15 protein-coding genes are annotated in these 11,640 nt (G+C 27.4%); 9 read left to right on the top strand and 6 right to left on the bottom strand.

Annotated features, from left to right (window positions below):
* Positions 1-18 precede the first annotated feature (18 nt).
* From BTJ66_RS04610 to BTJ66_RS04600, 3 genes are all read left to right on the top strand, one after another.
* A complete protein-coding gene (locus tag BTJ66_RS04610) occupies positions 19-1,272 on the top strand; it encodes a glycoside hydrolase family 5 protein (RefSeq protein WP_099089806.1) in 1,254 nt (417 codons plus the stop codon).
* Between the two features lie 87 nt (positions 1,273-1,359).
* Positions 1,360-2,364 (top strand): efflux RND transporter periplasmic adaptor subunit, encoded by a 1,005-nt coding sequence (locus BTJ66_RS04605; RefSeq protein WP_099089805.1) that lies wholly within the window; start codon positions 1,360-1,362, stop codon positions 2,362-2,364.
* A 180-nt stretch (positions 2,365-2,544) separates the two neighbouring features.
* Positions 2,545-3,153 (top strand): recombinase family protein, encoded by a 609-nt coding sequence (locus BTJ66_RS04600; RefSeq protein ID WP_099089804.1) that lies wholly within the window; start codon positions 2,545-2,547, stop codon positions 3,151-3,153.
* A gap of 136 nt (positions 3,154-3,289) precedes the next feature.
* Here BTJ66_RS04600 and BTJ66_RS04595 read toward each other — a convergent pair whose 3' ends face one another.
* The 5 genes from BTJ66_RS04595 to BTJ66_RS04580 form a co-directional block, all read right to left on the bottom strand.
* Positions 3,290-4,075, bottom strand: coding sequence for a hypothetical protein (locus tag BTJ66_RS04595; RefSeq protein WP_099089803.1), 786 nt, complete (start codon positions 4,073-4,075; stop codon positions 3,290-3,292).
* Positions 4,076-4,414: 339 nt separating this feature from the next.
* On the bottom strand, positions 4,415-5,245 hold the full coding sequence (gene yidC / locus BTJ66_RS04590; protein ID WP_099089802.1) for a membrane protein insertase YidC: 831 nt from the start codon (positions 5,243-5,245) through the stop codon (positions 4,415-4,417).
* Positions 5,246-6,346, bottom strand: coding sequence for a helix-turn-helix domain-containing protein (locus tag BTJ66_RS04585; protein ID WP_099089801.1), 1,101 nt, complete (start codon positions 6,344-6,346; stop codon positions 5,246-5,248). It abuts the gene before it with no gap.
* Between the two features lie 258 nt (positions 6,347-6,604).
* A complete protein-coding gene (locus BTJ66_RS13495) occupies positions 6,605-6,769 on the bottom strand; it encodes an aureocin A53 family class IId bacteriocin (protein ID WP_153043316.1) in 165 nt (54 codons plus the stop codon).
* A 127-nt stretch (positions 6,770-6,896) separates the two neighbouring features.
* Complete coding sequence (locus BTJ66_RS04580) at positions 6,897-7,157, bottom strand: hypothetical protein (RefSeq protein ID WP_099089800.1); 261 nt, start codon at positions 7,155-7,157, stop codon at positions 6,897-6,899.
* Between the two features lie 146 nt (positions 7,158-7,303).
* Here BTJ66_RS04580 and BTJ66_RS04575 point away from each other — a divergent pair, with 146 nt between their 5' ends.
* The 6 genes from BTJ66_RS04575 (at position 7,304) to BTJ66_RS04550 (ending at position 11,515) form a co-directional block, all read left to right on the top strand.
* Entirely contained in the window at positions 7,304-7,993 is a 690-nt protein-coding gene (locus BTJ66_RS04575) for an ABC transporter permease (RefSeq protein ID WP_099089799.1), read from the top strand.
* On the top strand, positions 7,993-8,889 hold the full coding sequence (locus BTJ66_RS04570) for an ABC transporter ATP-binding protein (RefSeq protein ID WP_099089798.1): 897 nt from the start codon (positions 7,993-7,995) through the stop codon (positions 8,887-8,889). Before BTJ66_RS04575 ends, BTJ66_RS04570 begins: the two co-directional genes overlap by 1 nt.
* Positions 8,890-8,924: 35 nt before the next feature.
* The gene (locus BTJ66_RS04565; protein ID WP_161940541.1) at positions 8,925-9,401 is read left to right on the top strand and encodes a PH domain-containing protein; all 477 of its coding nucleotides are present in this window, start codon (positions 8,925-8,927) and stop codon (positions 9,399-9,401) included.
* 4 nt (positions 9,402-9,405) lie between these two features.
* Positions 9,406-10,812 carry a PH domain-containing protein gene (locus tag BTJ66_RS04560; protein WP_238597585.1) on the top strand — a complete coding sequence of 469 codons (1,407 nt, stop codon included), beginning with the start codon at positions 9,406-9,408 and terminating at the stop codon, positions 10,810-10,812.
* A gap of 184 nt (positions 10,813-10,996) precedes the next feature.
* On the top strand, positions 10,997-11,245 hold the full coding sequence (locus BTJ66_RS04555) for a type II toxin-antitoxin system Phd/YefM family antitoxin (protein WP_099089795.1): 249 nt from the start codon (positions 10,997-10,999) through the stop codon (positions 11,243-11,245).
* Entirely contained in the window at positions 11,246-11,515 is a 270-nt protein-coding gene (locus tag BTJ66_RS04550) for a Txe/YoeB family addiction module toxin (protein WP_099089794.1), read from the top strand. It abuts the gene before it with no gap.
* Here the strand turns inward: BTJ66_RS04550 and BTJ66_RS14010 are convergent.
* Positions 11,436-11,640 (bottom strand): hypothetical protein (locus BTJ66_RS14010; protein WP_238597584.1); only part of this gene is annotated, 205 nt, incomplete at its 5' end. The genes BTJ66_RS04550 and BTJ66_RS14010 overlap by 80 nt on opposite strands.

Raw genomic sequence — 11,640 nt, 5'->3', positions numbered from 1 at the left:
TGTTAAAGGAGTATCTATATGAAAAAAACAATAATTACGTCAATAATAGCAGCAACGACTATTACATCCTTGGGAATTCACAGTAATTCAGCACATGCAGAGAGTATGAGTCAATTACAAACTAATGGTCAAGATATTCAAAAAGATGGTCAAAAATTCCAAGTTAAAGGAGTGAATGCAGGTAATGTTTTTACAACAGAAAATTGGATGGGTGGCGTAAGTGATGCTAAAAACACTTCAGACTATAAAGAACTTAATGATAAATTAGATGATCAATATGGAGCTAAAAAAACACATCAAATGTTGGATACATATGCAAATAATCGTTGGGAAGATCAAGATTTTCAAAATGTAAAAGATATGGGCAATAATACAATCAGATTACCAATCAATTATATTAATTTAACGAATTATAAAAAAGGTATGGCTCCTAAAGATGTAAAAATGAGAAAAGAACCATTCAAAGCAATGGATAATTTTATCAAAAAAGCAAACGACAACGGGTTATATGTAATTATAGATATGCATGGTGCTCCAAATTCTCAAAATGCGCAAGAACATTCTGCTGATCAACAAAATAACGACTATGGGGCTTTCTGGAATGATCCAGATTCAATAGGTAAGGCTAAAGAAATTTGGTGGCATATTGCTGATCATTATAAAAACAACCAAGGAGTTGCAGGATATGATTTGTTAAATGAACCTAAAGCCCCAAAAGGACATGTAGATAATGATGTTAAACAATTCTATAAAGATACTTTAGATACGATTAGAAGTACTGGTGACAAACATATTGCATTTCTTGAAGCTTGGCACGATAATGACTTACAAAATCCTAAAGAGTTTGGCAAAAATAGAGGTAACATTGTTTACGAATATCATAGTTATCCTTATGGTCAAAATGCAGAATCTAATGAAGGCATTAAAAAAGGGTTTGATGATAAAATTAATAGCATGAGTAACATAAGTAAAAAATACCAAGTTCCAACGTATTTAGGAGAATTTAATGACCATTATGCTGGAGAAGCTGGAACACCAAATCCAGAAAAGAATCCAAAAGCAGAAGATTTAACTCATATTGTGAAGAATCTAAATAAAAATAATATTTCTTGGACGCTTTGGAATTATGATATACAAGGTCAAGGTAATACATGGGGAGCCGAAAACTATAAAGGTATAAATGTAGATGAAAATTCTCAAGATTTTGGTGAAAAAATAGAACCTAAAAAGAATGATGATGTTTTTAATGCCATAAAGAATGCTAATAGTTAGTAATATTTAAAAAGCTCTAGTCATAATGGCTAGAGCTTTCTTTTATTAAACTGAGTAATACTATGAAGTAGTATTGGAGAGTAAAAAATGAAAAAGAGACAAATTTTGATTTTTATTCTAGTGATTTTATTTTTAATTTCTGTGGTAACTCTTTCAATTTATGAATATATGCATGTTAAAAGTGAAAAGCAGGATAAAGGTTACCAAAGTTATAAAGTGGAAAGAATAACTCCTTTGAAATTGACAGGACGGGTCTATCCAGATGATATAAAAACTTATAAAGAAAACAAAAATATAGGTAAATACATAAAACCTCAAGTTAAGAAAAAAGAAAATGTCAAAAAAGGAACCCCTTTGATATATTATGATACAAATCATAGTATTAGACCAAACCTTGTAGAGAAGGTAAAGAAAAACCAAAGAAAAGTTGATGAAGATTATAAAAATATAAACAAACAACCTAATAACGAAGGTTATCAGAAGAAACTAAGAAAAGATTTACGTCATTTGAACAAAGCTAATCAACAATTGTCTGAGCATGATATTCAATCAAGTAAAGATATTTATGCAAAATTTGATGGGAAAGTGAATTTCATAAATACAGACGTAGACAATAATGGAGATATATTAAAATTAATTTCAAAGAAAAGTGAAATCAAAACAGAAATAACAGAATATGATAAAGATAAAATTAATATAGGTGGCAAAGTGCGTATTGCTGTAAATAAAGGCGGAGAAGATATTAAAGGAGAAATATTAGATATTGATGATTTACCAACTAATTCTGAAAAAAGTAAAAATATTTCCCGATATAAAGTAACTATTGGTAATTTAAATCATAAATTAGAGAATGGTTTTACTGTAAAGACACGTATTTATTCTAATACATTAAAAATACCAAAAGATGCAATTACACAAGACCATAAAGTATTTGTATTGGATAAAATAAACAATGTTCATAAAAGAAGAATATTAACAGGCCATAGTAAGGATCAAATTATAGTGAAGAAAGGATTGAAACCCGGTGAAAGGATTTTGAGAAAACCCAATTCATCACTAAAAAATGGAAATAATGTAAAAATTGATAATTAAATCACAATGAAATAGTTTCATTACTTTTCTGTTAAATTAGCATTGGTCCAATTTTTATTTTTATGTATATTTTTGTTGTTGTATTATTTGGGTACACCCTAATCATACATATAAAGTTGTTGAAAATATCGCAACTAAGACGTATGATTAGGGTGTATATTAATTATGGAGTGAAAATAAATGATTATAGGCTATGCGAGAGTATCTTCAATAGATCAAAATTTAGAAAGACAATTGGATAATTTAAAGACGTTTGGCGTAGAGAAAATCTTTACAGAGAAGCAATCAGGCAAGTCAGTGGAAAATAGACCTGTATTTCAAGAAGCACTCAATTTTGTAAGAATGGGAGACCGATTCGTTGTGGAGTCTATTGATCGTTTGGGACGTAACTATGATGAAATTATTGAAACCGTGAACTATTTAAAAGAAAAAGACGTGCAGTTAATGATTACAAGTCTACCTATAATGAATGAAGTGATTGGTAATCCTTTACTAGATAAGTTTATGAAAGATTTAATCATTCAAATATTAGCAATGGTTTCAGAACAAGAGAGAAATGAAAGTAAACGTCGACAAGCACAAGGTATTCAAGTTGCGAAAGAAAAAGGCGTTTATAAAGGCCGTCCTTTACTCTATTCACCGAATGCTAAAGACCCACAAAAACGTATTATCTATCATCGAGTGGTTGAAATGTTAGATGAAGGCAAAGCAATTAGTAAGATTGCGAAAGAGGTTAATATCACAAGACAAACGGTTTATAGAATTAAATATGATAAGGGATTCTATTGATAAATTGATTATCAATACAAGTGAGAGTGTCTCACAGCGCCTCAAATCTCATAATATATTATTGCATTGAGATTTTAATAATTATACAAGAAAAAAGAGTGCGAATTCGCACTCTTTTTCTAAACTAAACATCTTACTATTGTTCCTTTTGCTTATTTATCATTACTTGGATATATAAAGCAATCCAAAATTCGTGAGGATATGGTATTTGAGAATCATTTGATTCAATTGCTATATTGTGATTTTCTCCTCTACGTCGAGTTACTAGATTTTTACCTAAATCAAAAAATGAACGTTGTACTGTTAGTATTTCGTTGTTTTCTTTGTCTGTTAATACTGTTTTAGTTGAAAAATAAGGGTTATTAAACTTATATGTGTAGTTACTGTCTGAAAAAACATAAGGGGTTTGTTGTTTAATACCGCCCTTTAACAATTTGGTCATCTGTAAAATACCTACTTCTTCTCCATCAATAAAAACTTTATGATGGGGTTTCAGAGACCATAGTTTAGTTCTTTTTAGGATAATAGTGTGATTACCTGACGTAAGTTTGACGCCATAGACAGGGAAAATATCAAACACACTTAGCCATTTTTGAAAATTATTATTAAAATAAGGAGTCCATATCGTATCACTCATACCATGGATTTTAATATGTATACCGTCAAATATATATAATGGGGCTTGATAAAAATACTCGCTTTCTCGTAAATTAGGACTCTTTTCATGTATTGTCAGTTCTCTTTTATACTTTTGTTTAGTATAACGTCTTATTATTATAGTACCGAGTAAAGCGGCAATACTCGCTATCCAAAAAACAACTAAGATTCCTGATGAAATCGAGTTATTTAAAACCCCAATCATACTAAAAATCATTAATATTGTTACTAAAATTGTTTCAATAAATAATACTAAAATAGCCAACTATATATATCTCCTTAAAATAATTATGTATTCACTAAACTAAGCATAACATAGCGTATCCCACTTAAATAAGAGGTTCTTGAACCATTAACACACTTTTAACGGTTGGTGAGTAAAATCATCAATCGTTATTTTTAATGTTTAAATAGTTCTTCTTTTAAATTCCTTATAATTACTAAGTTTGGAACAAACATAAATTCACACAACCGTCCTCTTATAAAGAATTTTCTAGTAAAGAGAGGTTTTTATATCATTATAGTAATAAAGACAACAAAATAACGACAACTCCTACAATTACAAATATATAATATTAGAATATCATAAAGTATCATTTTAAAGCTAAGTACTTTCATCCACACTCTTATTGCTTTCAATTTTTCTCTTCAATTGATTAGCTTCTTTTGTAGCTAATGTCGAATAATATCTATTCGAAAAGAACATTTGAATGATTAAAAATGCAGCGTTAATTGTCCAATATAACCCCAAAGCTGAAGCTGACGTAATTGAAATATATATAATAAATAAAGGAGAAATGACAGCCATCATATATCCCATAGAACGTTGTTCTTTAGGCATATTTTCTAAATTTACTAACGGTTGTATGATATACAAAATACCAGCGATTATAGTAATCCAAATATCAGGCTGAGTTAGATCAAACCAAAGAAAATTAGCATGCTCAGTCAGGCCACCACTCGAAGGCCATTTTAATGAAACATATAGTCCAAATAAAACTGGCATTTGCACAAGTAATGGCAAACATCCTAACATGGTCTTCATAGGATTCATATTATATTCTTTATATTTATTCATCATTTCTTGGTTCGCAGCCATTTTTTCTTCTTGAGTGTTTGCATTTTTTATTTTTTCTTGTATCTTAGTCATTTCAGGCTTTATGATCTCCATCTTCTTACGCATGAAGTGTCCATTTTTAGATTGAGCTAACATGAACGGTAACATGATAATTCTAACAATTAACACGATTACAATGATTGCTAAGCCGTAATTATCATTAAATATAGATCCTAACCAATGTAAAAGATTATCTATTGGTGCAGCAAAAGTATCATAGAAAAAGCCATTTTCATTTTCTGGTTTTGAATAATCACAACCGGATAGTGTGATAAGAGTTGTTAACACTAATGCTATTATATTTTTTCTATGTCTCAATTAACCTTCATCCTTTTTATTATAAATTCTAAGTAAATTATTTTTTATAGTTTCAAAATTATCTAAAGTATTAAAATATTCATTTTCTAATATTCTTGAGCATATAGTATTCAAAGTATTTTCATAATTTGCTGGTAGTCGTTCCCCTAACGGTAACGTATCTAACCATTCTTCAATAGCATCAAAAAATTCATCTTTTTGATACACAAAATCGGTAACTAGATAATCAAAGCATTGGCAATACTTTTCCAAGTACTCGATAGCCTTAATATCAGACTTTTTAGCATAATATAAAGCAAATTGATAATAGCAATTTATACTTAGATGCGGATATAAATAATCTACGTTAAAAGCTTTATTTAAATGGTAAAGCTTTGATTCTAATGATTCTAATGACACAGAATATAATCCGAAGGTAATCATTAAAGCAAAATCATGCATATAAATCATCAAAGATTGATACATATCTGTTTGGATCACATTTTTAGCTTTTGAAACGTTCTCTTTTTGTAAATAAGCTAATGTTAATGTTGCATTTTCACCAATTTTCAAGTCAAAATCTGGCGTGTTTTCTATAACTGAGGAATAATCACCTTCAAACATATACATTAATGTTTGGTATCCTTGTGCATGTCTTTTTAAGTAAATAGATTCTGAATTATCCTCAGTAGTTTTCACTATTTCATGTGCTAATATTGTTGTGTCTTTTATTTGTGTTTTATCCTCACAATATAAAATATTATTTGATAAAATCCCTAACAGTGAATTAAGAAATTTAAACTCATTACAATGACTAATATAATAATCTCTCACAGTGGATAAGTATTCGTCATAACTTGTACGATTAATCATCTTAGAGAGTGATATAGATATTTTCTTAATTTCTTCATCTGTCATATTAATATTATAATTAAGCAATTTATCTACTGAAATATTGAAAACTTTTGCTAATTTTGGAAGCATTGTAATATCAGGATAAAGTGTTGCATTTTCCCACTTAGAAATAGTAGTTTTTGTTGTATTAAGAAATTCAGCTATTGCTTCTTGAGTCATTCCACGTCTTAAACGTTCTTGTTTAATTGTTTTAGATATTTGAATCATTAATAACACCTCTTATATTTAATGTTACTAGAAAATTTAAATAAGGTATATTTCTTATATACCAACTTATAGAAACAAAGTTTCCATAAGAGAAACAATAGTATGCTAAAAAGAGTCTGGGACATAAATCCCAGACTCTTTTTAGTTTCATCATCAAATTTTGTCTTAATAACGATCCATTTCGATAGTTAATAGAAAAGCACACCACAAAATCTTATAGGAATTTATGGTGTGCTTATGTAATTACTTTATTTAAAATTACTTAATACCTAAAAGATCTTTAACGTTTTGCACCATATCAGGAATACTTAATCCTCTTGCAGCCCAATCAAGCACTGCACCTGCATTATTTTTTACCCAGTTTACAGCTTTACCACCATATTTTTTAACTGCATTAATTAATTGTATAACTACTCTAGACAAATTAAGAACCTCCTACAATATTTATTGAAAACTGTTGACAACGTTTACAATAAATATTGTAACAAACCTTTTATAGAAAACAACCTTATTTTTTAAAATTTACATTTATTAAACGTTGTGTTGTGTTTTAGTTATTCTCTTTTGATTTTTTTTGTCCTTTATATCCTTGTTCTAATAGCAATAGGCCTCCAATAATCAAATAAATTATTAGACTTGCTATATCAATAATATTTACAAAGAAGAGAGAGAATAAAACAATTATAAATATGGCTGGAACAATTAACCTCCAATATCCACCCTTATTATAGGAAACAAAATACTGTGCGGCTAGCATAATTATTATTGCAAAAGCTGGTAATAACCAATTTGTTAATCTTTCCATTAACATAAGATAACTCCTTTATTTATCATTTTATATTTATTCAATCTCATGATAGTATTATCGTATAGAATAATGAAATTTTCAAATAAAAGTTAGAATAAAAAAATATTGTTCCTTACTTTTTCTTATTAAATTATTACGGAGGTTGACTAATGTTAAGTGTAGCTATACATGAATTTAAAAAACAAATAAAAAGTATTAAATCTATTTTAGTAATTCTAATTATATTCTCTATAACTATAGGTGTTGCCAGTGTAGGAGAAAAATACAAAAGCTTAATTGAAATGGGGGCAGAAAGTAATGTCTACACTTTAGGATTGACAATGACAATTTTGATAGCAGGACCTTTATTTACATTATCTCTTTCTCATAACATAATAAATGAAGAAATACGTACTAGAACAATCAGGTTTATTGCTACTAAAACTAGTAGAGCTAATATTGTAATAGGAAAATATCTAGGAATTGTACTTTTTTGGATCATTTGTTTAGTCTTGTCAATGTTTTTGATATCCCTATTTTCTCATAGCATATATATAAATAAATTTATGGTTTCTTTTTCTTTTCTTTTATATTTTATAGGATTAACTATCCTGATATCTACTTTAGTGTCTAACCCAATAATGACAAATTTGATAGGAATTACTCTATCTATAGTAATGACGATATTAGGTTTATGGGGCACTTTAAGTAACAATATAATTTTGAAGGTTTTCAGTTACTTAACCCCATATCATTATTTTATCCATGAAGAAAATTCAGCATTATCTTATATACCTATTTTATTTTCTATATTATTTGTGATTTTAAGCATAATATTAATAAGAAAGAGGGATTTATAATGAATGCCATTGAAACTAAAGAGTTGAAAAAAAGTTACGGTAACAATACTGTCGTAAATCAGGTTGACTTAAGCGTGAATGAAGGAGATATCTTTGGATTTTTAGGAAAAAATGGAGCTGGAAAATCTACATTCATAAATATGATTACTGGCTTGTGTACTCCTAGTAATGGTACATATAAATTATCTGTTCCTCAAAATAAGATAGGAGTATTACCAGATTATTCTAATCTTTATGATGATTTGACCTCCCTAGATCATTTATTATATTTTAATAAATTATTAAAGAGTAACAAATCAAAAAATGATTTGATATCGTTATTAAAAAAAGTTGGACTAGGAGACGCTATAAATTTAAAAGCAAAAAAGTTCTCTTTTGGTATGAAAAAAAAATTAGCTTTTGCTCAAACATTAATTAATGATCCTGAAATTGTATTTTTAGACGAACCAACATCTGGTGTAGATGCTAATTCAATTTTAACTATTCACCGACTAATATTAGAACTTGCAGAAAAAGGCACAACAGTTTTTTTTACTTCTCACAATTTAGACGAAGTAGAAAAATTAAGCGACACAATCGCTATTATGGATAAAGGAAACATTGTAATACAAGGTGATATAGAGTACTTAAAAAAAGCATATAAATCAGATTTAAAAGTAAATTTTACATTTGTAAATTCTCAAAAATTTGACAGATCTCTTTTAGAAAATCAAATAGAATCTCTTATTACTAACTGTCAATGGAAATCGAATACTTTACAAGTAACTTTAACATCTAAAGAAAACATTTCTAAAATCAATGAGGTATTAGTTGCTAATCAATTCAAAGTTTGTGAGATAGTAATTGATGAACCAAGTTTAGAAGAAATCTTTATTAATACTGGTAAATATAATTAAAAAATCATGTATAGAAGAAGGAAGGCATTTTTATTGTGCAATTAATTTCTTATGAACGAAAACTACCTAAAAGAGTTATTAGATTTTGGGTGTATTATACATCTCTAGTATTTACTATCATCCTTTTATGTACTCTTACTTTTATTATTTTATCGTTTGCTTTAAATTGGAACAAATATATATCTTATTCCTTTTTAACCATACTATTTTTTACTTCAGTGTCTTTTCCTATAGAATTACTGCATGTAAAAAAAATAAAATACTCAATATTTAGTTATAACTATTCTGAAAAAATAATAGAAATTGAATATGGATGGTGGTTTTTCAAAAGTTACAAAATCATACCTATATCCAATATATATTCAAGTGACATTTATCAAGGGCCTATTTTAAAAAAATTCAATTTATATAATTTAAAATTAATTACTATGGCTAATACACATGAGATTGAAGGATTAGATTTGCAAGATGCTAAAAAAATTCAAGACAAATTGCAAAATATTGAAAGGTAAGATTATGACAAATTCATATCATTATGCACAGATACACCCTTCTTGGCTCTTAATGCAAACTGCAAATATAATTGTAAGATGTGTTATATATATGTTTGCTTTATCTTTTTTACAAAGATTATTCCAATTTACTGATACAACAAAGTACTTATTACTAATTTTTATTGCGTTGCTTTTAATAATAAATTCCTTATTATACTGGAAGAATTTCCGTCTTTTTTTTAATCAAGAGAAACTTACTATTAGAGAAGGTGGTCTTCTAAAAAAAGAAAGACAAATAAACTTCGGAAATATTGAAGGTTTCAACGAAAAAACTAATATTTTGGAAAGATTATTTAAACTCTCTTCTCTTACTTTAAAAGTAGAAGCAAATTCAAACGAAAAAAAGATAGTGTTACCTTTTATAAAAAAAAGAGAGATTGCTGAAATTAAAAATTCAATCTCGTCAACTAAAGATCCAACTAATAGTGTTATAAATAATTATGTATATATAATGAATTATCACCAAATTTTAAAAGGATCTTTTGCGTCATTAAATCTAATTTTATTTTTCACTTTTATGTATACTATTTATAAAAACATTTCTGATTTCCTAAATGTTTCTGATTTTGTACATCAGTTACAAGATTTATATTTTGAAAATTGGACAAATATATTCATGGGAAGCCTAATAATTATATTATTAACTTTCCTGTTTGGAGTTTTAAAAAACATGCTACTATTTGGTAATTTTAAATTAAGTAATCATAGTAAGCACATCGACACAGTATGGGGATACATATCAAATTATCATAATTCTGTCGATAAAGCTGGAATATCTGCAATTAATATAAAATCTAGTTTTTGGCAAAAATTATTTAATATTAACCAAATTAATGTTATAAACATCAATTCAAATAACAAAGATATTGAAACAAATATTATTTTCCCCTTCATAGAAACTGATAAAATAAATAATCATCTCAACTTACTATTTAATTTAGATTTATATAATATCCATTTTTATAAATTGAAAAGGTCGGCTATATTTGTCAAATTATTACGTACTTGTTGGTCATGGTCAGTTTTATTACCAGTTGTCTTATATTTCTTTAAAAACTACTCATTAATTATCTATTTATTGATTTTACTAATTATTTCATCTCAAATTTTACAAACATTCTTTAATAAATACTCTTATTCTTCTGATTTATTGGTTTTTAAAAACTCTGGGCTAAGTTTAAGTCAATATATTGTCAATTTACAAGATATTGAGGATTTGATTTTTTCACAATCTTTTTTACAAAGAAAATTCAACTTATGTTCCGTAACAGTTGTTATTAAAGATAATCCTCCAAGAAAAATTAAAATGACTGATATATATGATTTACATGCACAGGAACTTATAAAGTATTTTAAACAGCAATATTAAAATACTTTATAAATTATATGAATGATAAATTTTTTAATATGTACTTAAGAGTTTATTCTTTACATAATCGATGATTATCAGAAGTAGATATTCGATATTTATTGTAATGATACGCTATTTAAAAAACTTGATTAATTGTACAATTAATATAATGAACATTTACAATTGTGAGGAGGCATTTGATATGATTGTTAAATCTTATTCATATGTACGTGAAAACTTTAAAGATATGATTAATAAAGTTAATGATGATAGCGATACGATAACAATTACAACAAAAGATCGTAATGCAGTTATAATGTCAGAAGATAATTATAATGAAATAATGGAAACACTATACTTACAACAAAACCCTGCCAATGCGAAACACTTATCAGAATCTATTGAAAACCTAGAACGTGGTAATGTAAAAAATAAGGATATTTTGATATAAGTGGCAAAATTGAACATTACCTTTTCACCACAAGCATTTGATGATTATGAATATTTTCAGACAAAAGATGGAAAGATGGTTAAAAGGATTAACCAGTTATTAAAAAGCATCTCTAGAGATGGGGCATTAGACGGAATAGGTAAACCAGAAAAATTAGTTGGCAATTTTTCTGGATATTACAGTAGACGATTTAATCACGAACATAGATTAGGATATACAGTAAATGATAATGCAATATTAGTTGCATCTTGTAGATATCATTACAAATAAAAGAGTCCGGGACATAAACATTTCTGATTAAAGAATAAACGTCAATTTCTATTGAAATTATATAGAAATTGACGTTTTCTTTATTTTTATATAATTTTGTAGCTCGTTGAGCTACTATTTTTCTT

The sequence above is a fragment of the Staphylococcus edaphicus genome, from assembly GCF_002614725.1.
Lineage (GTDB): Bacteria > Bacillota > Bacilli > Staphylococcales > Staphylococcaceae > Staphylococcus > Staphylococcus edaphicus.
Note: the sequence above shows the minus strand (reverse complement) of the source record. Positions and strands in the feature narration are given on the sequence as shown.

Coding starts and splice junctions, on each gene's coding strand:
- BTJ66_RS04580 (WP_099089800.1), bottom strand. CDS start 7,157: ATGTTAATGGAAAGATTAACAAATTGGTTATTACCAGCTTTTGCAATA.
- BTJ66_RS04560 (WP_238597585.1), top strand. CDS start 9,406: ATGACAAATTCATATCATTATGCACAGATACACCCTTCTTGGCTCTTA.
- BTJ66_RS04575 (WP_099089799.1), top strand. CDS start 7,304: ATGTTAAGTGTAGCTATACATGAATTTAAAAAACAAATAAAAAGTATT.
- BTJ66_RS04585 (WP_099089801.1), bottom strand. CDS start 6,346: ATGATTCAAATATCTAAAACAATTAAACAAGAACGTTTAAGACGTGGA.
- BTJ66_RS04600 (WP_099089804.1), top strand. CDS start 2,545: ATGATTATAGGCTATGCGAGAGTATCTTCAATAGATCAAAATTTAGAA.
- BTJ66_RS04570 (WP_099089798.1), top strand. CDS start 7,993: ATGAATGCCATTGAAACTAAAGAGTTGAAAAAAAGTTACGGTAACAAT.
- BTJ66_RS04605 (WP_099089805.1), top strand. CDS start 1,360: ATGAAAAAGAGACAAATTTTGATTTTTATTCTAGTGATTTTATTTTTA.
- BTJ66_RS04610 (WP_099089806.1), top strand. CDS start 19: ATGAAAAAAACAATAATTACGTCAATAATAGCAGCAACGACTATTACA.
- BTJ66_RS04555 (WP_099089795.1), top strand. CDS start 10,997: ATGATTGTTAAATCTTATTCATATGTACGTGAAAACTTTAAAGATATG.